We start from the raw sequence: 25853 nt of genomic DNA, 5'->3' as shown, positions 1-25853 counted from the left end.
CGCCAGTCTAGGCAGGACGGCGCGGCCACCGGGTGGAGGCAGCGGACAGGAGCTTCTCCGCCAGAGCCTGGCAGCGGTCCCTGAGCTCCGGGGGATCGAGCAGCTCGAACTCGTGCCCGAGGAGGAGTACGTGCATGAGGACGCGGTCGAGGCTCGCCGCGCCGCTCAGGACCTCGCAACGGTCCTCGCCCCGCTCGTGGACGACCGCCGCCGAGGCCGGGACCTGCGCGCGGACCGTGGCCGCCGGAGCGTGGACGAGGAAGCGTGCCCGGTGGGCGTAGACCCGGCTCGTGACACCCTCCTGCACGTACTCCGCAGCGTCGGGCGCGGGGCGCGGGCGGAAGCGCCACGTCCGGGCCGCGACCGCCGTCATCCTGTCCAGGCGGAAGGTGCGCCAGCCGTCGCGGTCGAGGTCGTACGCGAGGAGGTACCAGCGGCGGTCGGAGGCGACCAGGCGATGGGGTTCGACCCGGCGCGGCCCGACCGAGCCCCCGGAGGGGTAGTCGAACCCCGCCTCGACCTCCTCGCGGCAGGCCCCGGCCAGGGTCATGAGGACGTCGGGGTCGACCGGTGCGCGGCCCGAGCCGAAGAACTCCACCGAGCCCGACAGGGTGCGCACCTCGTGCCGCAGCCGGGAGCACCTGGTCCAGCTTTGTCAGTGCCCGGATCGTGGCGTCACCGGAACCGGCGGCCGCGCCGGCGAGCAGGGAGACCGCGGTCGCGATGGCCTCCTCGTCGTCGAGGAGGAGGGGCGGCAGATCCTGCCCCCGGCCCAGCCGGTAGCCGCCGCCCACGCCCAGGCCGGCGTGGACCGGATAGCCGAGCGTGCGCAGCCGCTCGACGTCGCGCCGCACCGTGCGCGGGGTGACGCCGAGCCGGTCGGCAAGCTCGGGGCCGGACCAGGACCGGCGTTGCTGCAGCAGCCCGAGGAGGGTGAGTACCCGCTCGGTGGTCCCTCGCTCGTCCATGTGGCCCAGCCTGCCAGAGGTGGCGGACCGATCCTGTCCGCCTCGGGTGCCAGGGTGGATCCATCACACCGCGAGGAAGGGAGCAGCACGATGAGCCGCCGATTCCAGGTCACGTTCGACGCACACGACCCGAGGACGCTGTCGACCTTCTGGCGCGAGGCGCTGGGGTACGTCCATCCGGGCCCGCCGGGAGTGGAACTGCCGGAAGGGGCGGACCCGTTGGCCGTGTGGGACGAGTTCCTGGCGAAGCTGGGGGTGCCGGAGGAGGAGCGCAACACGCGATCGGCCCTGGAGGACCCGGAGGGGCAGGGGCCGCGGGTGTTCTTCCAGCAGGTGCCGGAGGGGAAGACGGCGAAGAACCGGGTGCACCTCGACGTGCGGGCGGCGCCGGGGCTGGAGGGGGAGGAGAGGATGGCGGCGCTGGAGGCGGCCTGCGAACGGCTGGTCGCGCGGGGAGGAAAGCGGCTGCGCCGCTTCGAGCCGGAGCCGCCGATGAGCGCGGGGTGGATCGTGATGGCGGACCCGGAGGGGAACGAGTTCTGCTTGGACTAGGTACGGGTGGGGTGCGGGTCTTGGGTTTCTTGGGGTGGGCCGGGTGTGTGAGTGACGGGTGGGACCGCCCTCTTTCCGAGAGTCGCTCCTTCCGGTGGTGCGTCAAGGGCGCTCCTTCGTCGCGTCGGCTTCGCCGATTCCGCTGCGCTCCACCCTTGACCCACCACCTCCAGGAGCGAAAACACTCTCGGAGGGCGGTCCGGGGGGCCGGGTCCACGCCGGGCCTCGGGCAGTGGCCGGCGTCGGCGGGCGTGTGCCGGTCGGTGGGTGGGTGCGCGGCAGTTGAATGGGGCAGTTGGGCACGGCTTAGCGGGTTGTGGTGGTCCGTGGTGGGGCTTCAGGCCCCGCTGGTCACCCCCGGTGGGGTGTGGGTGGAGGAAACTGCGGGCTACTCCGAGTAACACGCCCCGAAAGATGCCCCATCAGGGGCGAATCGCCCTTATCGGGCGCTGAAAGTGCAAGAAACTCACACCGACCCCACCCCACCACCCACCGGCAGTGACCAGCGGGGCCTGAATCCCAGCCAACCGACGAAGGACAGCCGCTAAGCGCTGCCGGGCCGCCCCATTCAACAACCGCGCACCCCGAACCAGCCGACCGGAGCCCACCCCGCCCGGCCGCGAACCAAGCCCCCACCCACCGTCGATCAGACGCCCCCAAGCGGCGCCCACTACCCGGGCCTTGGCGTCGGCCCCGGCCCTCGGCCGCCCTCCGAGTGTGAAAAGGCGGCCTCCGCCGCCGGGTCAAGGGTGGAGCGCAGCGGAATCGGCGAAGCCGACGCGACGAAGGAGCGCCCTTGACGCGGTGGTGGAGGACGCCACACTCGGAAAGAGGGCGGCCGCACCCGAGGTAGAGCTGGACCGTCGCCCCAGACACCTCACCCCCGCCCTCCGGCGCCCACCCCTCTCACCCGCTCTCACCCGCACAAAGCCGTGTCCACGACCTCCGCCACACCCTTCACGGCCTCCGTCTCCGTCGGGATGCTCGTCACCGTCACGTTCGCGGCCCGCCCGGCTTCCGTGACTCCGCCCCTGGTCTCGTAGCCCGTGATGTCGCCGCCGTGGCCCCAGTAGAAGCCTCCGCACGACAGCGGCCTCTTCATGAGTCCCAACCCGTAGTGGAACTCCGTCCCTTCGATCGGGACCGTCGTCCGCATCTGCTCGCGCTGCGCCTTGCGCAGCAGGCGATCGCCGCCGAGCAGTTCGCCGAAGAAGCGGTTCAGGTCCGAGTTCGTCGAGATCATCTGGCCCGCCGCCCAGCCCGCCGACGGGTCGAGCTGCGTGACGTCGCGCAGCGGCTCACCCGCCTTCATCCGGTGATAGCCCTTCGGGTGCGCCTCCCTGATGCTCCTGTCTCCCTGCCCCGGGAAATACGTGTGCCGCAGCCCGATCCGCCTCACGACCCGCCGGTCGATCTCCTCGGCCAACGGGCGCCCCGTCACCTTCTGGACGATCAGCCCCGCCAGTACGTAGTTCGTGTTGCTGTAACTCCACTTCTTCCCCGGTTCGAACTCGGCTTCGTGCGTGAGCGCCACATCCACGAGATCACGGGGCTCGAAGTACCGGTGCAGCATCTCCTCGTCGCTGATGTCCGCCCCGTAATCCGGAATCCCGCTCGTGTGCTGCAGCAGCTGACGGACGGTGATCTTCCCTCCGTCGAGCCCCTTCCCCCTGACCACCCCCGGCAGGTACGTGTCGACCCACTCCTCAAGGCCGATCTTCCCCTCGCCGACCAGTTGCAGCACGACCACCGCCGTGAACGTCTTCGTGTTGCTGCCGATCCTCACCTGGCCGTCCCTGGGCACCTTCGCGCCCGTGGCCAGGTCGCCGACCCCCGCGGTGTACGTACGGGCGTGCCCCCTGCCGTCCTCGACGCTCGCCAGTGCCGCCGGCTGGCCCCCGCGCACCAGGGCGTTCAGACCCTGCTGCACCGCGTCCGGCCGCGTCGCCGCGACCGCCGCGGGCGGCGCGAGCGCGCCCGCCGTCATCACCGCGACGACCACCGCCGCCGCGGCCGCCGCGCCCCCGCGTCGGAGGCCCTTGTGCGCTCGGGAGAGGCGGAACCTCGACGTCCTGGTCTTCATCGCTCGCGTGTTCATCCGTTGTCCTTCCGTCGATCGGGCAGGACACGATCATGTTTTCCGGGGGCGCTGAGCGCATCGCGGGAACGCGGGAGAAAGACCTCCCCCGATCGGGGGAGGTCCGCCGTGGGTCGCCCGTCCATACTGGCCGATGATGATCAAGGCACTCCGGCCGCTGCTGCGCCGTTCCACGTACACGGGCGCGCTGTTCGCCTACGCGGCCGCCCTCGCGAGCCTCCCCCTGCTGTCCTTCGCGCTGCTTCCGGCGCTCGTGTGGCGATCCGCCCCCGAGGGCGTCCTGTTCGTCATGGTGCTGGTCGTCTGGGCCGCCCTGATCGTCCTGGTCGGCCTGGCCCGCACCACGCGACGGGTGCTGATCCTGGCGGCCCGCCGACTCCTGCGCGTGGTCCTGCCCGCGCCCTCGGCCGCCCGTCCGCCCGGGACCTCACCCGAGGCCGGACAGCGCTGGCGGACCCCCCTCTGGCTGCTGCTGCACGTGACCGTCGGCTGGACGGGTGCGCTCGCGAGCGGGCTGCTGCTCTTCCTGGCCCTGGCCCTTCCGGGGGGCTGGCTCCGCGCCGAGCTGGCCCTCAGTCTGTTCGGCCGGTCCGCACGGGTGACGGGCGGCTGGCAGAGCTGGGCCCTGGCGCTCGGCTGTCTGCTGCTCGCCGCCGTCGTCTGCGTTCTCGTGACGCGCGCCCTGCGGTGGTCGGCTCCCCGGCTCCTCGGGCCGTCGACGGCCGAGCGGCTCGCCCTCGCGGCCGAGCGGGAGCGGCAGCTGGCCGAACGCAACCGGCTGGCCCACGAGTTGCACGACTCCATCGGTCACACCCTGACGACGACCACGATCCAGGCCGCGGTGGCGGGCGAGCTGGTGTCCACCGACCCGGCGGCGGCGCGGGCCGCCCTGCGCAGCATCGAGGAGTCCGCCCGGGCCGCGCTGGAAGACCTGGACTACGTCCTGGGCGTCCTGCGGGAGCGCGAGGCCGAGACGGCCGGTACCGGCGCCGTCGAGGCTTCCGGTACCGCCGAGGCCGCCGCGGCCGCGCCGATCCGCACGTTGGCCGACCTGCCCGAGCTCCTCGAACGGGTGCGGCACACGGGGGCGGTGGTGGAGTGGGAGCGGTCGGGGGATCCGACGCGGGTGCGGGGGACGCTCTCCCGGGCCGCGTACCGGATCGTCCAGGAGGGGCTGACCAACGCCGTCCGGCACGGCTCCGGCGGTCCGATCACCGTACGGGTAGCGGCCGGGCCGGAGGCGCTGGAGCTTGATGTGGTCAACGAGACGGGGGCCGTGCCGCGTACGGGCCGCACGCGGGCCTTCCCGACGTCCGGGCACGGGCTGCCCGGTCTCGCCGAGCGCGTACGACTCCTGCACGGCGAGATCGACGCCGGCCCGGACGGGCCGAGGCGCTGGCGGCTGGCGGTCAGGCTGCCCGCACGGTGGTCGGCATGACCGGCCCCGACGGCACCGGGACCGCCACGACGCTGCTGATCGCGGACGACGACGAGGTGACCCGTACCGGTCTGCGCATGCTGCTCGCCGCACAGCCGGGGATCGAGGTGGTCGGGGAGGCCGCCGACGGCGTCGAGGTGGTCGAGCGGGCGTTGCGGCTGCGGCCGGACGTGGTCCTGATGGACGTGCGGATGCCCCGGTGCAACGGGATCGAGGCGACCCGCCGCCTCCTCGCGGCGCCGAGGGAGCCGGCGGGGTCGAGGGGCGGGGGCCCTGCCCCGGCGCCGCCGAAGGTCGTCGTGATCACCACTTTCGAGAACGACGACTACGTCACCGCCGCGCTCAGCGCGGGTGCCAGCGGCTTCGTGCTCAAGCGGCTTCCGGTCCGGCAGATCGCGGAGGCGGTACGGGTGGTGGCGGCGGGCGAGGCGATCCTCTTCCCGGCGACCCTGCGCCGGATGGTCGCCGCCCGTCCGCTGGACTCCGCGGAGGCGCTGCCGAGGGCGGCGCTGACGGGGCGTGAGGAGGAAGTACTGCGGCTGATGGCCACGGGCCTGTCCAACCCGGAGATCGCGGAGTCCCTCACCGTGAGCCTGGAGACGGTCAAGACGCACGTCGGGAACGTCCTGACCAAGCTCGGCGCGCAGAACCGGACGCACGCGGTGGTCATCGCGTACGAGTCGGGTCTGGTGGTGCCGGGTTTCACGGGCTGACGGGGAGGACGAAGGCCTGCCCCACCCGGGTTCCGGATGGGGTGCGCGCCGGGCGGCCGTCTCAGGCGAGGACCTCGATGCGCCACTGCGGGTCCCGGTCGTCCGTACGGACGAAGATGCGCTTCGGGAGCAGGGAGCGGTCCTCGAACAGGTCGCGGCCGAGGGCCAGACCGTTCTGGTCGATCACGTACGTGCCGTCCCGGAGGTCGGCGAGTGAGGTGAGGGTGGTGAGCGCGACGGTGCCGCCGTCACCGTCCCCCTCGGCCCCCTCGTCCCCCTCGACGCGCTGGAGGCGCCAGACGGACGCGGGGGAGTCGTCGGGGCGGGCGACGACGGGCGCCCGCTCGGTGCCTTCCGACGCGATGGTCTCCTCCGTGCCCTTGGCGGTGAGCCGGAAGCCCTCGTCGTCCCGGGTGATCAGCCACTCCCCGGCGCGGGTCGGGTCGGCGAGGTAGCCGACCACGGCTCCGTCCTCGACTCCGACCGGGGCCCCCTTCGCGTACAGCTTGACGACCTTGCCGGCGTTCGACATCGCTCCTCCTGGGTTGAGTGGGTTGAGTGGGTTGAGTCGGTTGAGTGGCTCGCGTGTGGCGGTTAGGCCGGAGAGTGCCGTAACGCCCCGCCCCGTGCCAGGGAACACGCAGCTCATAGGCTGTGTGGCGGTGAGAAGTCGTCAGAGAGGGGCAGGTTCCGCGCGCCGGAGAGCGGGATCGGGATCGAATGGCTCCGGCTTCCTGGCATCCCGCACATCCCGCCGCCCCGGCCCGAACCGGCCTGTCGGACCCCTCCGCTAGGGTGCGCGGATGATATTCGGACGAGGGCGGTTCCCGGCCGCCGTGGCAGCTTTCGAGACGGCGGTCCGCTCCCAGGACGCCGACGCCGCGGAGAAGGCCTTCGGGCAGTTGACCACGACGGTGGACAAGGCCAAGGACGCGGAGCTCCACGCTGCCGGGCCGCGTCTCGCGGCCCTCCTGGCCGAGGTCCCGCCCGGGCCGCGCGGGATCGTGGCCGTGGTGATCGGGGCCTGTGTCGAACGGGGTGCGGACGCGACCGCCTGCGCTCCCGCGGTCTTCGCGCAGGCGCGTGAGGCCTTCGCGGCGGCTGCGGTGTTCTGCGAGGCGTGGGCGGCGGCCGGGCGCGGCGAGCTGCCCGGCCACGAGGGCGAAGGCCTTGAGGAGGCGGACTTCGAGCGGATCGGCTTCGAGCCGGTCATGGCCTGGCAGTCGCTCCCGCAGTTCGAGATGGCCTGTGTGGCCATGCTCAACTCGCCCGCCGTGCGGCGGGGCACCCCCGGAAAGGTTGAGCTGCGGGCCTCCGTGGCGCGGGTCTCGGAGCTGTCGGGCGATCCGTTCAAGTGCCTGGCGTACGCCCTCGCCGTCCTCGACGACGAGCCCGTCGTCGCGATCGACCGCGCCACCGGCGCCGGGTTCGCGCTGCGCGCCTCCGGCATCGGCGACAACTTCCAGCTCCACACGCTCCTCGCCGACGCCCTCGTCGGCGGCGGACACCTCCCGGGCCGGGCGCCCTCGGCCGAGGCCGTCGCCATGTGCCGGGACAGGCCCGGACAGACGTCCACGACGGGGTCGTTCAACCTGCTCGGCGCGGACGGCGAATGGATCTGGAACGAGGGCTGCCCCGCCGACATCCCCGTCGTGGACGGCGTGCGCCTCGTCGTCCTCGATCCGCCCCCGTACGAGCGGAGCTGGCCGGCCGGGCGGTTCTTCCCCGGCATGACCGGCGACCTCGTCCTGGAGCGGGTCCTGGCGGCCGAGGAGAGCGGCGCGCTGCTCGCCCAGGTGGCCCAGCCCGTCCGCTGACACGCGGCAGGCGCACGGCGTGTTCGCCGGGGAGGCCGGATCGGGCGGTGTACGGCTAGGGCATGACCATTCCCGTGGAGCGGCTCACCGATCCGGCCGTGCGTGCGTTCGTCGCGGCCCTCAACGCCAATGACCAGACGGCTTTCCGGGAGGCTCTGACTCCCGGTGCGACCATGTCCGACGACGGGTCCGAGCGGGACCTCGCGGAGTGGACCGAGCGGGAGATCTTCTCCTCGCGCGGGCACATGGAGATCGAGTCCGAGAAGAGCGGCGGGCGCGACATCGTCGCGCGTTTCCGCAACGACACCTGGGGCGAGATGAAGACCCGCTGGCACTTCGGCGTGGAGGGCGGCAAGGTCTCCCGGTTCGAGACCGGGCAGGCCTGACACCGCCTCCGCACCTTCCGTCGTCCGCACGCCGTGCGTCGGGCGGGGCTACCCCCGGCCGATGTACGGCATCGTCGTCGCCATCACCGTCGCGAACTGGACGTTCGCCTCCAGCGGCAGGGCCGCCATGTGCACCACCGTCGCCGCCACGTCCGCCGCGTCCATCACCGGTTCCGCCGCCAGTTCGCCGTTGGCCTGGAGGATGCCGGTCTGCATGCGGGCCGTCATCTCCGTCGCCGCGTTGCCGATGTCGAGCTGGCCGCAGGCGATCCGGTACGGGCGGCCGTCGAGCGACAGGGACTTCGTCAGGCCCGTCATCGCGTGCTTCGTCGCCGTGTACGCGATGGAGTTCGGGCGCGGTACGTGGGCCGAGATCGAGCCGTTGTTGATGATCCGGCCGCCCTGCGGTGACTGTTCCTTCATGGTCCGGAAGGCCGCCTGGGCACAGAGGAAGGCGCCCGTCAGGTTGACGTCGACGACCGCGCGCCAGGTGTCCGGGTCCAGGTCCTCGACGGGGACGCCGCCGCCCGCGAACGTACCGGCGTTGTTGAAGAGCAGGTCGACGCGGCCGTAGCGGTCGCGTACGGCCGTGAAGAGGGCCGCCACCTCCTCCGCCGAGGTCACGTCCGTGGGGACGGTCAGGAAGTCCCCGTCGGGCAGGGCCGCCGCCGTCTCCTCCAGGGCGTCAGGCCGCCGTCCCGCCAGGGCCACCGACCAGCCGGCCGCCGCCAGGGCGAGGGCCACACTCCGGCCGATGCCCGATCCCGCTCCCGTCACCACTGCGATGCTCATGGGCGCGCAGCGTACGCGAGACGCGTGCCCCATGAACTCATCGTCCCGACACGTGGATGTTCTGTACCCGACAACGCGAGGTCGTCCCGCCCCCCTCGAATGACCGACGGACCGCATCCGTCTGGGGAGGGGCACATGAACCGCGTACACGACGTTCACGAGCATTCCGAGGAACTCCGCGCCGCCGCGCGCCAGGTGGGCCGCCGCCGGTTCCTCACCGCCACCGGGGCCGCCGCCGTGCTCGCCTTCGCCACGCAGCTTCCCGCCGCGGGCACCGCGGCCGCGGCCGAGCTCGACGGGCGGCGCGTCTCCGAGGACCCGTTCACCCTCGGCGTGGCGTCCGGCGACCCGCTGCCCGGCTCCGTCCTGCTGTGGACCCGGCTCGCGCCCCGCCCCTTCGAGCCCGGCGGCGGACTGCCCGCCGAGCGGGTCTCCGTCCACTGGGAGCTGGCCCGCGACGAGCGCTTCACCCGGACCGTCCGCCGCGGCCGGGCCACCGCGCACCCGGAGTTCTCGCACACGGTGCACGTCGAGGTCGAGCACCTCGACCCCGACCGGGAGTTCTTCTACCGCTTCCGGGTCGGGAACTGGAGCAGCCCCGTCGGCCGTACCCGCACCGCACCCGCCCCGTGGGCCCGTACCTCCGGCCTGAAGCTCGCCGCCGTCTCCTGCCAGGCGTACCACGACGGGTACTTCACGGCCTACCGCCACCTCGCGCAGGAGGACGTCGACGTCGTCTTCCACCTCGGCGACTACCTCTACGAGTACGCCGTGAACGCCACCGGCGGCGCCCGCGCCTACACCGACCGGACCCTCCCGGCCGTCTTCGACCGCGAGACGCTCACCCTGGACGACTACCGGCTCCGGTACGGCCTCTACAAGTCGGACCCCGACCTGCGCGCCGCGCACGCCGCCCACCCCTTCGTCGTCACCTGGGACGACCACGAGACCGAGAACAACTACGCGGGCGGCACCCCCGAGAACGGCGTCCCGCCGGAGGAGTTCCTGCTCCGCCGCGCCGCCGCCTACCGCGCCTACTGGGAGCACCAGCCGCTCCGCACGCCCCAGCGGCCCCAGGGGCCCGACATGCGGCTCTACCGCCGGCTGCGCTTCGGGCGGCTCGCCCAGTTCGACATCCTCGACACCCGCCAGTACCGCTCCGACCAGGCGTACGGCGACGGCTGGCAGGTCCCGGGCCCGGAGTCCGAGAACCCGGCCCGGACGATGACCGGGGCCACGCAGGAGCGGTGGCTGCTCGACGGCTGGCGCGGCTCCCGCGCCCGCTGGAACGTCCTGCCGCAGCAGGTCGTGTTCGCCGAGCGCCGTGACCGCGCCACCGCCGACTTCAAGCTCTCCATGGACTCCTGGGACGGCTACCCGGCCTCCCGGCAGCGGCTCCTCGCCGGTGCCGGGGCCGCCGGCGTCGAGAACCTGATGGTGCTCACCGGTGACGTCCACGTCGGCTACGGCCTCGACATCAAGGCCGACTTCCGCGACCCGGGCTCCCGGACCGTGGGCACCGAGATCGTCGCCACCTCCGTCACCAGCGGCAAGGACGGCGCCGACCGCCCGTCGAACTACGACAAGCTCATGCAGGCCAACCCGCACCTGAGGTTCTTCAACGGGCGGCGCGGCTACGTGACGGTCGCGCTCGGCGAGGAGACCGCCCGGGCCGACTTCCGCACGGTGCCGTACGTGACGACCCAGGGCGCTCCCGTCGCCACGGCCGCCTCCTTCGTGACGGAGGCGGGCGACCCGGGGCTCAAGCCCGCGTGACCGCCGCGTCCTCCTGCGGGTAGCGGACGCCGATGCGGTTCCGTACCGCGTCGAGCGTCCGCATCACCGCGAGCGAGCCGTCGAGGGGGACGAGCGGGGACTCCGTCGCGCCCGCCCGCAGGCAGCGCATGACCTCGGCGGCCTCGTGCCGGAGGGAGTGGGGATCGTCCGACGACGTGATCTCCTCCGGCTCGTGGCCGGCGCGGTGCAGGGTGAAGCGCTCCGGGAAGAAGAAGCCGCGCGGGAGGTCGATCCGGCCCAGCGAGCCCGTCACCGAGGCCGTCAGCGGGGTGTCCGCGTCGAGCGAGCAGGACAGCAGCGCCGACGCGCCGGAGTCCGACCAGCCGAGCAGCATGCCGGTGTTCAGGTCGACCCCCTCCGGCGAGAGCAGCGCGTGCGCGTGGACGGTGTCCGGCTCGCCGAGCAGCAGCTGGGCGAACGACACCGGGTACACGCCCAGGTCGAGCAGCGCCCCGCCGCCCACGGCGGGGTCCCGCAGCCGGTGGTCCGCCGGGAACGGGCCCGCGAGCCCGAAGTCCGCCTGTACGGTCCTGATCTCGCCGATCGCCCCGTCGCGGACCAGCTCGACGAGGCGCCGGATCAGCGGGTTGCAGTACATCCACATGGCCTCCATGAGGAAGAGGCCGCGGTCCCGGGACAAGGTGACGAGTTCCTCTGTCTCGCGGGCGTTGAGCGTGAGAGCCTTCTCGCAGAGCACCGCCTTGCCCGCCTCCAGGGCGCGGCCGGCCGCCTCCCGGTGCGCGTGGTGCGGAGTCGCCACGTACACCACGTCGACATCCGCGTCGGTGAAGAGTCCGTCCCACCCGCCGTACGCGCGCGGGATGCCGAACCGGTCCGCGAAGGTCTTCGCGGACGCCTCCGTGCGGGACGCCACCGCGACGACCTCCGCGCCGTCGAGCGTCAGCAGGTCCGTGGTGAACCGCTCCGCTATGCCGCCCGTCGCCAGGATTCCCCAGCGCACCGTCTTACCCATGTGCCCACCCGTCCCCATCTGTCCCACCGGTCCCGCAGAGGTCTCGACCATGCCGGTCGAGCTGAGAGCATAGGCAAGGATTCAACGAAATGGAGCGGTCGATGCCGGAGAGCGGCCAGAAAACAACACAAGGGCACATAACCGAAAGAGCCCCGGAGTCGATCGGCACCACGGCGGCCCGCCGGACCGGGCTGCTCGTCACCCTCGTCCTCGGCGGGCTCACCGCACTGCCCCCGCTCTCCATGGACATGTACCTCCCGGCCCTGCCCGAGGTCACCGGCGCGCTGAACGCCCCCGCCGCCACCGTCCAGCTCACCCTCACCGCGTGCCTCGCCGGCATGGCCCTCGGCCAGCTCGTCGTCGGCCCCATGAGCGACAAGTGGGGCCGCCGGCGCCCGCTGCTCATCGGCATGATCGTGTACGTCCTCGCCACCGCCGTCTGCGCCCTCGCCCCCACCGCCGAGATGCTCATCGGCTTCCGGCTGCTCCAGGGCCTCGCCGGCGCCGCCGGCATCGTCATCGCCCGCGCGGTCGTCCGCGACCTGTACGACGGCGTGGAGATGGCCCGGTTCTTCTCCACCCTGATGCTGATCTCCGGCGTCGCCCCGATCATCGCGCCCCTCATCGGCGGCCAGATCCTGCGGATCACCGACTGGCGGGGCGTCTTCTACGTCCTCACCGTCATCGGCGTCCTCCTCACCCTCGTCGTCTGGCGCTTCCTCGCCGAGACGCTGCCGCCCGAGCGCCGCCACGAGGGTGGCGTCGGCCAGGCCCTGCGCACCATGAAGGGCCTGCTCGCCGACCGCGTCTTCGCCGGGTACATGCTGACCGGCGGCCTCGCCTTCGCCGCCCTCTTCGCGTACATCTCCGCCTCGCCGTTCGTCGTCCAGGAGATCTACGGGGCCTCGCCGCAGACGTTCAGCCTGCTCTTCGGCCTCAACTCGATCGGCCTCGTCGCCGTCGGCCAGATCAACGGCAAGCTGCTCGTCGGCCGCGTCAGCCTCGACAAGGCGCTCGGCTGGGGCCTCGGGACCATCCTCGTGTCCTCCCTCGCGCTGTTCCTCATGACCAGCGGCGTCTTCGGCGAGGTCGGACTCGTCCCGGTCGCGGCCGGACTGTTCGTCCTGATGTCCGCGATGGGCCTCGCGATGCCGAACACCAACGCCCAGGCCCTGATGCGCACCCCGCACGCCGCCGGCTCCGCGTCCGCGCTGCTCGGCACGACGTCGTTCCTCGTCGGCGCCGTCGCCTCGCCGCTCGTCGGCATCGCCGGCGAGCACACCGCCGTCCCGATGGCGGTCGTGCAGCTGACCTGCGCCGTCCTGGCACTGACCTGCTTCCTCGGCCTGTGCAGGCCGTGGCAGACGGCCAGGACGTCCGCCGGAGCCACCGGTCCCGCCGCCTAGAATGTCTCGGTGAACGCCTCCGCTCCCTCCGCCGACTCCCTGCGCGCCGCCCTCGCCGGGCTCCTCGACGGGCTGCCGCCCAAGCAGGCCGCCCGGGCCGTCGACCGGCTGATCGCCAACTACCGGGGGACCACCCCGACGGACGCCCCCGTGCTGCGCGACCGCTCCGACGTCGCCGCGTACGCCGCGTACCGGATGCCGGCGACCTTCGAGGCGGTACGGGGCGCCCTCGGCGCCCTGCGCGAGGCGGCGCCCGACTGGGAGCCGCGTACCCACACCGACGTCGGCGGCGGTACGGGCGCGGCCGGCTGGGCCGTCGCCGAGGCCTGGGAGGAGCGGCCGCCCCGCACCACCGTCCTGGACTGGGCCGAGCCGGCCCTCGCCCTCGGCCGCGAACTCGCCGCCGGGACCCTGGACGCCGAGTGGCGCACGGCCAGGATCGGCGACGCGCTGAAGCTCGCCGACACGGACCTCGTCACCGTCTCGTACGTGCTCAAGGAGCTGACCGCGGCCGACCGGGCCGCGCTCGTGACCGAGGCGGCGCGGGCCGCGCAGACGGTCGTGATCGTCGAGCCCGGCACCCCCGACGGCTACGAGCGGATCATCGCGGCCCGCACGCTGCTGATCGAGGCCGGGTTCACGGTCGCCGCGCCCTGCCCGCACAGCGGGGCCTGCCCGATCGAGCCGGGCACGGACTGGTGCCACTTCTCGGCCCGGGTGAGCCGTTCCTCGCTGCACCGGAAGGTGAAGGGCGGTTCGCTGCCGTACGAGGACGAGAAGTACAGCTACGTGGCGGCGACCCGGTTCCCGCCGGAGCCCGCGGTCTCCCGCATCACCCGCAGGCCGCAGATCCGCAAGGGGATGGTGCTCCTCGACCTGTGCGGCCCGGACGGGCTGGCCCGCGACACGGTCACCAAGCGGCACGGCCCGCTGTACAAGCAGGCCCGCGACGCGGAGTGGGGCGACGCCTGGCCGCCGGAGGACGAGGGCTGAGGGCCCTTCCCGGACCGCTTCCCGGATCCTCTTCGCGGACCCCCTTCCCGGACCCCCGCCCCGTCCGCCTTCGTCCGGCCCTGCCCGCCTGACCCGACGGCGGGTCGGGCGGGCAGGAGTCCGGACCTGGCCCGCCGGCCTAGGGCCGCAGCTCCTGGGTGCAGCACTTCACGCTGCCGCCGCCCTTGAGGAGTTCTCCCAGGTCCATGCCGATCGGCTCGAAGCCCCGCCGCCGCAGCGGTTCGAAGAGGCCCACCGCCGCCTGGGGGAGGAGCACGTTCCGGCCGTCGCTGACCGCGTTCAGGCCGAGGGCCGCCGCGTCCTCCTCCGTCGCGATCAGGGCGTCGGGGAAGAGCCGGGCGAGCACCGCGCGGCTGCCGGGGGAGAAGGCGTCCGGGTAGTACATGACCTCGTCGCCCGCGTCGTCCAGGACGGACAGCGCCGTGTCCAGGTGGTAGTACCGCGGGTCGACCAGTTCGAGGCCGATCACCGGGCGGCCGAAGAACTCCTGCGCCTCGTCGTGCGAGAGCGGGCTGGAGCGGAAGCCGCGCCCGGCGAGGATCCAGGAGGCGGTGACGGCGAAGTCCCCCTCGCCCTCGTTGACGTGCTCCGGAACCTGCACGTCGTCGGCTGCCCAACCGTTTCCTCGGAACCAGGACAGATGCGCCCCGGCCTCGCCCGCGCGCTCCGCGTGGGCGAACTTCGCTCCGAGGACCCGGCCGTCGACGACGGTGGCGCCGTTCGCCGCGAAGACCATGTCCGGCAGCGCCGGGTCGGGGGCGAGGGTCTCGACCGTGTGGCCGAGCGCGCGGTAGCGGTCGCGCAGGTCCTCCCACTGGGCGAGGGCGAGCGGCAGGTCGACCGGTTTCGTGGGGTCCATCCAGGGGTTGATGGAGTACGTCACCGTGAAGTGCGTGGGTGGGCACATCAGATAACGGCGGGGCGAGGACGTGCGCGGAGTGGTGCGCAATGAGGGCTCCTCACGGACGGGAGTTCAGAGGACCGGCGGGGTGATGATCCGCCGGATCGGTGACCCCATGGTCCGCCTTCCGGGCCCGCCGCGCTGTGGACCGTTCGGGTGGTTCGGTTCCGGCCACGTCTCGCGAGACGTGACGTCTCGTGGGCTGCTAGATTGGGCCCATGCCCGACACCAAGGCCCCCGACGCCTCCCGCCGCAGCGAGCGCTCCCGCCGCGCCATCTTCGACGCCGCCCTCGCCCTCGTCTCCGAGGCCGGCTACGCGAAGACCACCATCGAGGGCATCGCCGCCCGCGCCGGTGTCGGAAAACAGACCATCTACCGCTGGTGGCCGTCCAAGGCCGCCGTCCTCCTCGACGCCTTCCTGGACCTCGCCTCCCGCGCGAACGAGGCCCTGGGCGGCGACGCCGACAGTGAGATCCCCGACACCGGCGACCTCGCCGCCGATCTCAGGTACGTCCTGCGCGCCACCGTCGACGAGATGAACGACCCCGCCTTCGACGCCCCCACCCGCGCCCTCGCGGCCGAGGGCATCGTCGACCCCGAGCTCGGCGCCCGCTTCACCGAGGCGCTCCTCGAACCGCAGCTCCAGTACTACGTCCGCCGCATCGAGGCGGCCCAGGCGGCCGGCGACGTGGACCCCGGCGTCGACCCCCGGATCGCCCTCGAACTCCTCGTCGGGCCGCTCCACCACCGCTGGCTCCACCGCACGCTGCCGCTCACCCACGCGTACGCCGACAGCCTCGTCGACCTCGCCCTGCGCGGCCTCGCGCCGAGGGTCTGACACACCCGTCGCACACCGGTTCCCGACCCCGGTTCCGCACTCCGGTCACCCAGGGCGCAGGATGGTGGGACCATGGGCAGAGCCGAACGGGCGAGCATGAGGTGTGAGGGGATAGATGGGCGACGGGATCGGCCGCTACCGCGGCACGGAGAGCAAACTCGCACAGTGGCTGCGCAGGCGCCCGAAACGCACCGCGGCCGACGACGAGAACGACCGCGAGACGCTGCTCCTGGCCGTCGCCGCCGCCGGGCTGCCCCTCGCCCCCGCCGCGTACCCCGTCGGCTACAGCTGTTCCTGTGAGCGGATCGGCTGTCCCACCCCCGCCCGGCACCCGGTCTCCTTCGCCTGGCAGACGCAGTCGACCACCGACCGCGCCCAGATCGAGCGCTGGGCCCGCAACGAGCCCGAGGCGAACTTCATCACCGCCACCGGCATGGTCCACGACGTCCTCGACGTACCGCTCGCCGCCGGCCGCGCCGCCCTGGAGCGCCTCCTCGCCGAGGGCGTCGAGGTCGGGCCGGTCGCCGAGTCCGTCGACGTCGACTCGGTCAGCGGGCGGATGCTCTTCTTCACCGCCACCCGCGGCACCCCCGAGGACGAGGACGAGTGGTGGCCGTGTGAGCTCGACTGCCACCCCGAGACCATGGCCGAGCACCCGGGGCTCCGCTGGCACTGCCGCGGCAGCTACGTCCTCGTACCGCCCGCCCGGCTCCCCGGGGACGAGAGCGCCCACCCGGTCGTCGCCTGGCTCCGCGGCCCCGAGCACCCGCTGCCCGACCCGCTGAACCTCCTGGAGACCCTCCAGGACGCCTGCGCCCGCCACGTCGCCGCGCGCGAGGCGGAGAGCGACGGCGAGCACTCGGCCCACGAGATCGCCTGGCCGCTGACCCGCTGACCCGCTGACCCCGGGCCTACGAGCCCTGCGCGCCCACCACGCCCTGGAGCCGGGCCTTGATCGTGACCCCGTCACGGTCGGTGCCCGCCGGCTTCACCAGGACCGCCTGGTTGGACACCCACTCCTTGGTGACCGTGTTCTTGACCTCGCCGGTCAGCAGCGCCTTGATGTCGGGGTCGACCTTGGGCCGGTAGCCCGGCGCCGCCGTCTGCCGCTCGAAGAACCGCGTCGCGAAGAAGACGAACGCGCCGCCGTCCGTCGTCCGCAGCCCGAGCGGGGCGAAGTCGCCCTGGTCCGCGACCCGGTCCAGGTACTGCGTCGCGAGCCCCGGGCGCTTGGCGCCCTTCTCCCGCTGCTCCCGCAGCGCCGTGGTGTGCGGCCCCGCCGCGTACGGACCCGGCTGCCCGTCCTTCAGATACGCGACGTACTCCGTGCCGAGGTCCTCGGGCGCGACCGCGAGCGTGTCGGTGTCCGCGGCGACCGGCACCGCGTACCCGTCCTCCTCGGCGAACTCGGGCACCTGCGACGGGCCCATGATCACCAGATGGGCGGCCTCCCACAGCTGCTGGGGCCCGTTGCGCACGAAGACGACGAGCCAGCGCTGGTCGCCGGCGCCCTCGTCGGTGTCCAGGTTCGGGTCGGTGTCCGCGAGGAACCAGCGCGGCCAGCCCGCCTTCCTGGGCAGCACGAAGCGCGCGTCCGACAGTTCGAGGGGGCGGTGGTTCGCGTTGCCGCCGGGCGACGTCACCGCACGCGCGCGCAGACCCGCCTGGTTGATCTCGCCCAGCGGACCGGTGACCCGGCTCGCGTCCAGGGCCGGGTCGTGGGCCTTGTCGGCCCTGTTGTAGGCGGCGGTGAAGTCGGCGAGGGCCTGCGCGGCCTCGGCCTGGGTGGCCGGCGGGATCAGCGCGAGCTCACCGTGCACGGTGACGCAGCCGCTCGCCGTCAGCGCGAGGGCGGTCGCGGCCGCCGCCGCCGCGAGGAGGCGTACCGGTCGCGCGGGGCGCGTGGCTCCCGCGGATCGCGTGGACCGTCCTGCCGACAGCCGCTCAAGCGGTCGTCCCGGCGCTCGCCTCAGCGTCAGCCTGCTCATCGGTCGCCTTCTGCTTCTTCACCCGCGTGGACGGACCCGACCCTATCGGGGCCAGGAACAGCGCGAGCGTCGGGACCAGATACAGCGTCCACACCGTGACCTGAAGGACCGTCGGGTTCGGCTGGAAGTTGAACACGCCCTTGAGGAGCGTGCCGTACCAGCTGTCCGGCGGGATGGTCGCCGAGATGTCGAAGGCCTTGTTCGCGAGGCCGTCGAGGAAGCGGGCCTCCTGGAGGTCGTGCACGCCGTACGCGAGGACGCCCGCCGCCACCACGACCAGCATCCCGCCGGTCCAGGTGAAGAACCTGGCCAGGTTGATCCTCAGCGCCCCGCGGTAGAACAGCCAGCCGAGGAGCACCGCCGTGAGGAGGCCGAGCAGGACACCGGCCAGCGGGGCGAACGTGCCGTCCGAGGAGGCCCGGACCGACGCCCACACGAACAGCGCCGTCTCCAGGCCCTCGCGGCCCACCGCGAGGAACGCGGTGGCGACCAGCGCGCCCGTGCCCATCTGCAGCGCCGCGTCCAGCTTGCCGTGCAGCTCGGCCTTGAGGTGCCGCGCGGTGCGCCGCATCCAGAAGACCATCCAGGTCACCAGGACGACGGCGACGATCGAGAGCGAGCCGCCGAGCAGCTCCTGCGCCTCGAAGGTCAGCTCCTGGGAGCCGAATTCGAGGCCGGCGCCGAAGGCCAGGGCCACCGCGACGGCCACGCCGATGCCGATCCAGATCGGCTTCAGCGCGTCCCGCCGGCCGGTCTTGACCAGATAGGCGATGAGGATGCAGACGACCAGGCTTGCTTCGAGGCCCTCGCGCAGGCCGATCAGATAGTTACCGAACACGCCGGTTCCCTCCCGGGGTTGCGTGGAGTGTCACGAGAACAGCGCCCGGCCCCACCAGTCGCCCTTGTCCCGGACGCCCGGCGGGATCGCGAACAGCGCCGAACCCACGTGCTGGATGTACTCGTTGAGGGCGTCGGCCCGGGACAGGGAGGTCTGCACCGGGATGAAGCCGGTCCGCACGTCCTTCTGGTACGCGAGGAAGAACAGCCCGGCCTCCAGGCGGCCGAGGCCGTCCGTGCCGTCGGTGAAGGAGTAGCCGCGGCGCAGGATGGTCGCCCCGGCGTTGGTGTCCGGGTGGGCGAGCCGGACGTGGGAGTCCGGCTTCATCGCCTTCAGGAACGGCTCGTCGTGCTCCTTGGCCTTGCCGACGGGCGCGCCCTCGCGCTTGTCGCGGCCGAAGATGTCCTCCTGCTCGGCGAGCGGGGTGCGGTCCCAGGTCTCGACGTTCATCCGGATGCGGCGGGCGACGAGGTACGAGCCGCCGTCCATCCAGGCGGCGGGACCCTCCGCGTCCTTGCCGGAGACCCAGACGTGCCGCGCGAGCCGTTCGGTCTCGGTGCCGGCGATGTTGCGGGTGCCGTCCTTGAAGCCGAAGAGGTTGCGGGGGGTCTGGGCGTCCGGGGTCGTCGAGGACGTCTTGCCGAAGCCCAGTTGTGACCAGCGCACCGCGACCTTGCCGAAGCCGATCCGTGCCAGGTTCCGGATGGCGTGCACGGCGACCTGCGGGTCGTCGGCGCACGCCTGGACGCAGAGGTCGCCGCCGCTGCGCGCCGGATCCAGGTTGTCGCCCGGGAACTTGGGAAGGTCCACCAAGGCCCCGGGCTGCTTGTCCTTCAGCCCGAAGCGCCCGTCGAAGAGCGTGGGGCCGAAGCCGATCGTGAGGGTGAGGCGCGAGGGCTTGAGGCCGAGGGCCTCTCCGGTGTCGTCCGGCGGCGCCTCCGGGAGGCCGCCGTACGCGCCCTCGCCGACCTCGGCGCCCGCGGTCATGCGCTCGGCCGCCCGCGTCCAGTCCTTGAGGAGCTGGACCAGTTCGGCGCGGTCGGTCGTCGTCACGTCGAAGGCCGCGAAGTGCAGCCGGTCCTGGACGGCGGTGGCGATGCCGGCCTGGTGCGGGCCGTGGAACGGCACGGCCGCGCCGCTGTCGGCGACCGGTACCGGGGTGTCCCCGTCCCGGGCCAGCAGGGCGGCGGCGCCGCCCGCCGCGGCGGCACCGAGCGCGAGCCCGGCACCGCCCGCGGCGATGACGGTGCGGCGGGAGGGCGCGGCGGCCCGGGCCGCCTGCGTCTCCCGGTCTTCCTGGGTCTCCTCGGACACGTCCGCGCCTCCCCGCTCTCTCTGCCGGTTACTTGACGACGGCGGCGGAGAGCTTGGAGAGCGGCTCGGCGAGCGCGTTGACGCCGTCCGACAGCTCCTTGCGCTCGGGCTTGCCGACCTTCTCGTAGGAGGTGAAGACGTAGCTGTTCTTGTCGGTGCGGTACTTGTCGAGGAGCGTGTTCAGGGCGGCGAACCGCTTCTCCAGGTCGGCGACGAGCTTCGGGTCGTTCTTGGTGGCGACCGGCTTGAGCAGGTCGAAGGACTTCTGCGCGCCCTCGACGTTGGCCTTGAAGTCGACGAGGTCGGTGTGGGAGTAGCGCTCCTCCTCGCCGGTGACCTTGCCGGTGGCGACCTCGTCGAGGAGCTCCTTGGCGCCGTTGGCCATCGAGGTGGGGGTGATCTCGGCCTTGCCGACCCGCTTCACCCAGTCCGCGAGGTCCTTGTCGAGGAGGTCGGCGAGCTGCTTCTCGCGCTCACCGATCTTCTTGTCCTGCCAGAGGGCCTTCTCCAGGCGGTGCCAGCCGGTCCAGTCCTTGGCCGGGTCCTGGCCGTCCTCCAGGCCGTCCTCGCGGACGTCGACCTTGGGGTCGATGTCGCCGAAGGACTCGGCGACCGGCTCGGTGCGCTCCCAGCCGATGCGGGACTCGGCGTAGGCCTTCTTCGCGGCCTCGACGTCCCCGGCGCGGACGGCGTCGGTGAAGACCTTGACCTTGGGCAGGGTCGCGTCGGCCTGTGCCTGGACGTACTGGCGGTAGGCGGCGACTGCGGCGTCCATCTCGGGGGAGCGCTTGACGGCGGCGGCGCCGCCGGTGGCCTTGACCTGCTGCCGGATGCCGTCGCCGACCATGCCGGGCTTGCAGGCGATCTCGTAGTCGCCGGCCTTGATCTCGGCGGTCAGACTGGCCTTGGTGCCGGGGCCGATGTTCTCGCGCTCCGTGACGATGCGGTCGTCGGGGTAGAGGACGTAGACCTCGGTGACCTTGGAGCCGCGGTTCTCGACGGACAGCTGCACGTGGCCCGCCGGGAAGTCCTTCTTGGAGACCTCGCAGGAGTCGTCCTTGGCGACCACGGTGATCGTGCCGTCGTCCGCCTTCGCGTCGCTCTTCTCGGTGCAGCCCGTGACGGCGGCCAGGGCCGCCGCGGTCGCGGCGGCGGTGACGACGGAGAGGCGAACGGCTCGCATGGAGACTCCAGAAACACGGGGACGGGGACTGAGGCGGACCTAACTTAACCGAGGCTTACCTCAGCCATACCCGGTCGTCCAGTGATTCAGCTCTCAGGTCCGGCGGACCGGACACGGCGGGATCACAGGGGCTTCATGGGGTTCTCATGGAGTGGTCAAGGGCCGGTCAAGAGTGTCGAATTGTCCGATTCGCTGTTCGTCGCGTGGTGGCGTGGGCGCGCTTCGGCACGACGAGCGGGACCCCGGTCCGCGGGTGCGGGAAGACCTCCACGGGCTGCCGGTAGACCCGGCTCAGCAACTCCTCGCCGAAGACCTCCGACGGCGGCCCCTCCGCCGCGATCCGTCCGTCGTGCAGCACCGCGACCCGGTCCGCGTGGGCCGCCGCGAGCCCGAGGTCGTGCAGCACGACCACCACGGCGTCCCCGGCCGCCGCCCGCTCCCGGCAGACCCGCAGGACCAGTTCCTGGTGGCGCAGGTCGAGCGCGGCCGTCGGTTCGTCGAGCAGCAGGAGGCCGGTCCGCTGGGCCAGCACCCGGGCCAGCGCGACCCGGGCCCGCTCGCCGCCCGACAGCGCCGAGAAGGGGCGCCCGGCGAAGGCCTCGACCTCGGTGGCCGCCATCGCCCCGGCGACCGCCGCCTCGTCCTCGTCCTCGCGCTCGGTCCCGGCCCACGGGGCCCGGCCCATCCGCACCACGTCGCCGACGGCGAAGGGGAAGGAGAGCGCGGCGTCCTGCGGCAGCACCGCCCGCCGCAGGGCGAGTTCGCCGGGCGTCCAGGCGGCCGCCGGCCGGCCCTCGATCCGTACCTCTCCGGCGCTCGGTACGAGATCGGCGGCGAGCGCGGCGAGCAGGGTCGACTTGCCGGCCCCGTTGGGCCCCACCAGGGCGAGGACCTCTCCGGCCCGCACCTCGATGCCGACGTCGTCCAGCACGGCCCGGCCGGCGCGTTCGACCCGTACGCCGACGGCCTCGGCGACCGTCCCGCCCGGAGCGGCGGCGGCGGGCAGGACGCGGGTGCGCCGCTGCGCGAGTGCGGGGAGCAGCCCCCGGAGACGTACCGATGTCATGCCCAACCACCTTGCCTGCGACGGGTCCTGCGCAGCAGCCAGAAGAAGAACGGGCTGCCGAGGAGGGCGGTGAGGACGCCCAGGGGAAGCTCGGCCGGGGCCGCGAGGGTACGGGCCGCGAGGTCGCCGGCCGTGAGGACGACCGCGCCGCCGAGTGCGCTGCCCGGCACCAGGAAGCGGTGGCCCGGGCCGTTCGCCATCCGCAGCAGATGCGGGACGAGCAGCCCGACGAAGGTGATGATCCCGGCCACCGCGACGGCGGCCGCCGTCAGCAGCGCCACCACGAGCACGAGGGCGATCCGCAGCCGCTCCACGTCCACGCCGAGATGGCGGGCGGGCCGCTCGCCGAGGGCGAGCAGGTCGAGCCTGCGGGCGTAGAAGGGGGCGACGACGAGGCCGGCGAGCGCGCACGGCAGCACGGCGAGGACCTTCGGCCAGGTGGCCTGGGCGAGCGAGCCGAGCTGCCAGAAGGTGATCTGGGTGACCTGGGCGTTGTCGGCGAAGAAGATGAACAGGCCGATGAGCGCGCCCGCGAAGGCGTTCACCGCGATCCCGGTGAGGATCAGCGTCACCACCTCCGTACGGCCGCCGGAGCGGGACATCGCGTACACGAGGAGCACGGTGGCGAGGCCGGCGACGAACGCGCAGACCGTCACCGTCCAGTTGCCGAGGAAGGTGAGGCCGAGGGCGATGGCGCCGACCGCGCCGACGGCCGCGCCCGCCGAGATGCCGATGACGCCGGGCTCGGCGAGCGGGTTGCCGAACACGCCCTGCATGAGGGCGCCCGCGCAGCCGAGCGAGGCGCCGACGAGGACGGCGAGGACGACCCGGGGGAGCCGGATGTTCCACAGGACGCTCTCGGCCGTGCGGTCGAGGCCGTGTCCGCCGAGCCCGATCCGGTGCTGCACGGAGGCGAGGACGTCGCCGAGCGGGATCTCGTACGCCCCGATCCCGGCGGAGAGCAGGGCGAGGAGGAGCAGGACGGCGAGGAGGCCGCCGGTGAGGAGGGCGGCGGTGCGCGGCCGGGCGGCGGGAGGCGCCTGCGGCGGCAGGTCCTTGCCGAGGGCCGGCGGGGTCTCCTGGAGCGCCGTCACTTCTTCTCCCCGTACAACTGGCCGACCAGGGAGGTCAGGACCTGGTCGGTGCGCGGGCCGTAGTTGAGGAGGACGCCGTCGTCGACGGTGACGACCCGGCGGTCGGCGCCGGCCGGGGTCTCGGCGACGCCGGGGACCTTCACCAGGCCGTCGATCCCGCCGACGGAGGTGAGTCCCTTGCTCATGACGAGGATCGCGTCGGGGGCGGCCTTCGCCAGGGCTTCGCTGGTGATCGGGGTGAAGTCCTTGGTGAGACCGGACTCCTTGCCCGCGTCGATCGCCCCCGCGGCCTCCAGGAGCGAGCTCGCGCCGGACTCGGCGCCGCCGAGCAGATAGACGGCGGCCGTGCCGCGGACGTAGAGGAAGGCCACCCGGGGCTTCTCCGCGCGGGCGGGAATGCCCTTCCGTACCGCGTCGATCCGCTCCTGGGTGCGCTTCCTGAGCGCCGTGCCGGAGTCCGGTACGCCCAGGGCGGCGGCGACCGCGTCGATCCGCGTGCCGACGTCGGAGAGTGCCTTCGCGGGCTTCACGACGACGAGCGGGATGCCCGCGTCCCGGATCTGCGCGATGGCCTCGGCCGGTCCCGTGGTGCCCTCGGCGAGGACGACGGTGGGCCGCAGCGAGAGCACGCTCTCGGCGGAGACGTCGTGGGCGCGGGTCACCACCGGGAGCTTCGCGGCCTGTTCGAAGGTGGCGGTGATGTCCCGGGCGACGACCTTCGGGCCGAGGCCGAGGGTGAAGACGATCTCGCTGAGGGAGCCGCTGAGCGGCACGATCCGGTCGGTGGAGGTGACGGTGACCGTGCGTCCGTCGGCCGAGGGGACGGTGGCGGGGAGCCGGGGTGCGACCGGGTCGGCGAGCGGCTCGACCCGGTCGCGGGCCGTGGTGGACGTATCGGTTGCGGACGACTTTCTTCCGCTTCCGTTTCCGGTCCCGTCGCCGGCTGCGCCACCGCAGCCGGTCGCCATGAGGGCCAGGGCTAGCACTGCTGTCAGCGCTCCCGCCAGGCGAGTTCTGCGCACCGGACACCGTCCTGTCGTTCGTTCCGCTTCGTACTGCCGTGGTTCTGGTCGGACGAGTTCGTCGCCGGGGATTCCAGCCGAGGCTCGACGTAGTTTAGGTTAGCCTTACCTCACTTGCCAGCCCTCGGAGGGGTTCCATGATGCTGTCCAGACCCGCCCGCGCGCTCGCCGTGACCCTGTTCGCGGCCCTGCTCGCCGCCCTCGTCCCGGCCGGCGCGGCCCACGCGGAGAGCCGCACGGTGAACGGCGGACGACTCGACTGGGGCATCAAGTCCTCCTTCCAGAGCTACGTCACCGGGCCCATCGCCCAAGGCAGTTGGGGCCTCACCGGCGGAGCCGCCACCATCGGCGGCAGCCAGTTCCGCTTCCACTCCGCGCAGGGCACCTACGACCCCGCGACCGGCGCCTTCGAAGCCGCCTTCTCCGGCGGCGTCCACTTCACCGGCCACCGCAAGGCGGACGGCACGAACGAGCTCGACCTCACCATCAGCCGCCCCCGGATCCGGATCCAGGGCGGCAGCGGCACCCTCTACGCCGACATGGCGAGCAAGGCCAAGGGCAGCGGCCGCGTGACCACCTCGTCGCAGGTGCCGCTCGCCACCCTCGGCCTCGGCGGCATCGACATGCGCGGCGGAGGCAGCCCGGTCTCCCTCGCCGGCGTGCCCGCCACCCTCACCCCGCAGGGCGCCTCCGCCTTCGCCGGCTACTACCCGGCCGGCACCGCGCTCGACCCCGTCAGCCTCAGCGTCGACGTCAGGACACCGCGGCAGCAGGCCCCGACGAACCCGCCGACCACCACCGCGCCGTCCGACCCGACCACACGGCCCTCCACGAGCCCGTCGCCCAAGGCGAGTTCCTCCAAGGCGCCGTCACGCACCGGCTCCCTCCGGGCCGCCGCGGTCGACTGGGGCGTCCGCCGCACCTTCCGCGAATACGTCACCGGCGCCATCTCCCAGGGCAGGTGGACGCTCGCCGACGGAGCCCAGGACGGCGGCGCGCTCTTCCGCTTCACCAACGGCAAGGGCACGTACGACCCGAAGAAGGGCACCCTCGACGCCGCCTTCGCGGGCAGCGTCCGCTTCACCGGCGCCCACCTCGACCTCACCCTCGGCAAGGTCGCCGTCAAGGTCACCGGCGGCACCGGCACCCTCAGCGCCGACGTCACGAGCGCCGGGAAGACCGACAGGGCCGTCCCCCTCGTCACCTTCGCCGCCCGGGACTTCACGCCGAAGAACGGCCTCGCCGCCGTCACCGAGGCCCCCGCCACCCTCACCGAGGGCGGCGCCAAGGCCTTCGGCGGGATGTACAAGGCCGGGACCGCGATGGACCCGGTGTCCCTCGCCGTCACCGTCGACGCCGAGGCCGCGCTGCCCGCCCTCCCGGACCTCGGCAGCGAGGCCGCGCAGACCGCCACCCCGTCGGCGCCGGCCGCCCCCGCCGCCACCGCCTCCGCGGCCGCCGCCCCCGCCGCCGCGTCCGCCGAGTCCCCCTCCTCGTCCACGGGCACCTACCTCGCGATCGCCGCGGGTGTGCTGCTCGTCGCCGCACTGGCCGTCCTCGGTGCCGTACGCCGTCGCCGTACCGGCCGCACCCCCACGGTCTGAGCCCCCGCACCTCCCTTCCCGCGCACCCCCCTTGCGCCCCCGCGTCCCTA

23 protein-coding genes and 1 pseudogene are annotated in these 25853 nt (G+C 73.0%); 11 read left to right on the top strand and 13 right to left on the bottom strand.

Annotated elements, in window-relative coordinates:
* Nucleotides 1–7 precede the first annotated feature (7 nt).
* Nucleotides 8–968 (bottom strand): annotated as a pseudogene (locus AMK27_RS35140) (helix-turn-helix transcriptional regulator).
* Nucleotides 969–1058: 90 nt separating this feature from the next.
* On the opposite strand from AMK27_RS35140, the gene AMK27_RS35135 reads away from it, so the two are divergent.
* Nucleotides 1059–1520, top strand: coding sequence for a VOC family protein (locus AMK27_RS35135; protein WP_073917526.1), 462 nt, complete (start codon nt 1059–1061; stop codon nt 1518–1520).
* Between the two features lie 916 nt (nt 1521–2436).
* On the opposite strand, the gene AMK27_RS35130 is transcribed toward AMK27_RS35135, so the two are convergent.
* Nucleotides 2437–3507, bottom strand: a complete 1071-nt coding sequence (locus AMK27_RS35130) for a serine hydrolase domain-containing protein (protein WP_073917916.1) — start codon at nt 3505–3507, stop codon at nt 2437–2439.
* Between the two features lie 247 nt (nt 3508–3754).
* Between AMK27_RS35130 and AMK27_RS35125 the strand changes: the two genes are divergently transcribed.
* Both AMK27_RS35125 and AMK27_RS35120 read left to right on the top strand, forming a co-directional pair.
* Nucleotides 3755–5056 carry a sensor histidine kinase gene (locus AMK27_RS35125; protein ID WP_073917914.1) on the top strand — a complete coding sequence of 434 codons (1302 nt, stop codon included), beginning with the start codon at nt 3755–3757 and terminating at the stop codon, nt 5054–5056.
* Entirely contained in the window at nt 5053–5769 is a 717-nt protein-coding gene (locus AMK27_RS35120) for a response regulator transcription factor (RefSeq protein ID WP_073917524.1), read from the top strand. The genes AMK27_RS35125 and AMK27_RS35120 overlap by 4 nt, the downstream gene beginning before the upstream one ends.
* A 61-nt stretch (nt 5770–5830) precedes the next feature.
* Here AMK27_RS35120 and AMK27_RS35115 read toward each other — a convergent pair whose 3' ends face one another.
* Nucleotides 5831–6301: a hypothetical protein gene (locus tag AMK27_RS35115; protein WP_073917522.1), complete on the bottom strand. Its 471-nt coding sequence runs from the start codon at nt 6299–6301 to the stop codon at nt 5831–5833.
* A 271-nt stretch (nt 6302–6572) separates the two neighbouring features.
* Here AMK27_RS35115 and AMK27_RS35110 point away from each other — a divergent pair, with 271 nt between their 5' ends.
* Nucleotides 6573–7586 (top strand): hypothetical protein, encoded by a 1014-nt coding sequence (locus AMK27_RS35110; protein WP_073917520.1) that lies wholly within the window; start codon nt 6573–6575, stop codon nt 7584–7586.
* A gap of 62 nt (nt 7587–7648) precedes the next feature.
* Nucleotides 7649–7972 carry a hypothetical protein gene (locus AMK27_RS35105; protein ID WP_073917518.1) on the top strand — a complete coding sequence of 108 codons (324 nt, stop codon included), beginning with the start codon at nt 7649–7651 and terminating at the stop codon, nt 7970–7972.
* A gap of 48 nt (nt 7973–8020) precedes the next feature.
* Here the strand turns inward: AMK27_RS35105 and AMK27_RS35100 are convergent, their stop codons facing one another.
* Nucleotides 8021–8797 carry an SDR family oxidoreductase gene (locus tag AMK27_RS35100; protein WP_073917516.1) on the bottom strand — a complete coding sequence of 259 codons (777 nt, stop codon included), beginning with the start codon at nt 8795–8797 and terminating at the stop codon, nt 8021–8023.
* Between the two features lie 102 nt (nt 8798–8899).
* Between AMK27_RS35100 and AMK27_RS35095 the strand changes: the two genes are divergently transcribed.
* Nucleotides 8900–10540 carry an alkaline phosphatase D family protein gene (locus AMK27_RS35095; RefSeq protein ID WP_073917514.1) on the top strand — a complete coding sequence of 547 codons (1641 nt, stop codon included), beginning with the start codon at nt 8900–8902 and terminating at the stop codon, nt 10538–10540.
* Here AMK27_RS35095 and AMK27_RS35090 read toward each other — a convergent pair.
* Nucleotides 10527–11534 (bottom strand): Gfo/Idh/MocA family protein, encoded by a 1008-nt coding sequence (locus tag AMK27_RS35090; protein WP_073917512.1) that lies wholly within the window; start codon nt 11532–11534, stop codon nt 10527–10529. The two genes, AMK27_RS35095 and AMK27_RS35090, sit on opposite strands and share 14 nt — an antisense overlap.
* 89 nt (nt 11535–11623) lie before the next feature.
* On the opposite strand from AMK27_RS35090, the gene AMK27_RS35085 reads away from it, so the two are divergent.
* Together AMK27_RS35085 and AMK27_RS35080 are read left to right on the top strand one after the other, a co-directional pair.
* A complete protein-coding gene (locus AMK27_RS35085) occupies nt 11624–12940 on the top strand; it encodes a Bcr/CflA family multidrug efflux MFS transporter (protein ID WP_241847691.1) in 1317 nt (438 codons plus the stop codon).
* 9 nt (nt 12941–12949) lie between these two features.
* Nucleotides 12950–13933 (top strand): small ribosomal subunit Rsm22 family protein, encoded by a 984-nt coding sequence (locus tag AMK27_RS35080; protein WP_073917510.1) that lies wholly within the window; start codon nt 12950–12952, stop codon nt 13931–13933.
* A 139-nt stretch (nt 13934–14072) separates the two neighbouring features.
* Here AMK27_RS35080 and ddaH read toward each other — a convergent pair whose 3' ends face one another.
* On the bottom strand, nt 14073–14903 hold the full coding sequence (gene ddaH / locus AMK27_RS35075; RefSeq protein WP_338014362.1) for a dimethylargininase: 831 nt from the start codon (nt 14901–14903) through the stop codon (nt 14073–14075).
* A gap of 170 nt (nt 14904–15073) precedes the next feature.
* Here ddaH and AMK27_RS35070 point away from each other — a divergent pair, with 170 nt between their 5' ends.
* Both AMK27_RS35070 and AMK27_RS35065 read left to right on the top strand, forming a co-directional pair.
* On the top strand, nt 15074–15694 hold the full coding sequence (locus tag AMK27_RS35070) for a TetR/AcrR family transcriptional regulator (RefSeq protein WP_073917509.1): 621 nt from the start codon (nt 15074–15076) through the stop codon (nt 15692–15694).
* A gap of 115 nt (nt 15695–15809) precedes the next feature.
* On the top strand, nt 15810–16589 hold the full coding sequence (locus AMK27_RS35065) for a bifunctional DNA primase/polymerase (protein ID WP_073917507.1): 780 nt from the start codon (nt 15810–15812) through the stop codon (nt 16587–16589).
* 16 nt (nt 16590–16605) lie between these two features.
* On the opposite strand, the gene AMK27_RS35060 is transcribed toward AMK27_RS35065, so the two are convergent.
* From AMK27_RS35060 to AMK27_RS35030, 7 genes are all read right to left on the bottom strand, one after another.
* Nucleotides 16606–17682, bottom strand: a complete 1077-nt coding sequence (locus tag AMK27_RS35060; RefSeq protein ID WP_198955992.1) for a hypothetical protein — start codon at nt 17680–17682, stop codon at nt 16606–16608.
* The gene (gene efeU, locus AMK27_RS35055) at nt 17639–18520 is read right to left on the bottom strand and encodes an iron uptake transporter permease EfeU (RefSeq protein ID WP_073917506.1); all 882 of its coding nucleotides are present in this window, start codon (nt 18518–18520) and stop codon (nt 17639–17641) included. Before efeU ends, AMK27_RS35060 begins: the two co-directional genes overlap by 44 nt.
* A gap of 30 nt (nt 18521–18550) precedes the next feature.
* On the bottom strand, nt 18551–19834 hold the full coding sequence (gene efeB / locus AMK27_RS35050) for an iron uptake transporter deferrochelatase/peroxidase subunit (protein ID WP_073917504.1): 1284 nt from the start codon (nt 19832–19834) through the stop codon (nt 18551–18553).
* A 28-nt stretch (nt 19835–19862) separates the two neighbouring features.
* Nucleotides 19863–21017 (bottom strand): iron uptake system protein EfeO, encoded by a 1155-nt coding sequence (gene efeO, locus AMK27_RS35045; RefSeq protein ID WP_073917503.1) that lies wholly within the window; start codon nt 21015–21017, stop codon nt 19863–19865.
* Nucleotides 21018–21183: 166 nt separating this feature from the next.
* Nucleotides 21184–22083, bottom strand: coding sequence for a heme ABC transporter ATP-binding protein (locus AMK27_RS35040; protein ID WP_073917501.1), 900 nt, complete (start codon nt 22081–22083; stop codon nt 21184–21186).
* Nucleotides 22080–23177, bottom strand: coding sequence for an iron ABC transporter permease (locus AMK27_RS35035; protein WP_079188686.1), 1098 nt, complete (start codon nt 23175–23177; stop codon nt 22080–22082). Before AMK27_RS35035 ends, AMK27_RS35040 begins: the two co-directional genes overlap by 4 nt.
* The gene (locus tag AMK27_RS35030; protein WP_079188685.1) at nt 23174–24145 is read right to left on the bottom strand and encodes a heme/hemin ABC transporter substrate-binding protein; all 972 of its coding nucleotides are present in this window, start codon (nt 24143–24145) and stop codon (nt 23174–23176) included. Before AMK27_RS35030 ends, AMK27_RS35035 begins: the two co-directional genes overlap by 4 nt.
* 191 nt (nt 24146–24336) lie before the next feature.
* Between AMK27_RS35030 and AMK27_RS35025 the strand changes: the two genes are divergently transcribed.
* Complete coding sequence (locus tag AMK27_RS35025) at nt 24337–25803, top strand: HtaA domain-containing protein (RefSeq protein WP_073917498.1); 1467 nt, start codon at nt 24337–24339, stop codon at nt 25801–25803.
* The last annotated feature ends 50 nt before the right edge of the window (nt 25804–25853 follow it).

The organism is Streptomyces sp. CB02009 (genome assembly GCF_001905825.1).
Taxonomy (GTDB): Bacteria; Actinomycetota; Actinomycetes; order Streptomycetales; family Streptomycetaceae; genus Streptomyces.
The sequence above is the reverse complement of the archived record's forward strand: the minus strand, read 5'-3'. Positions and strand labels throughout refer to the sequence as shown.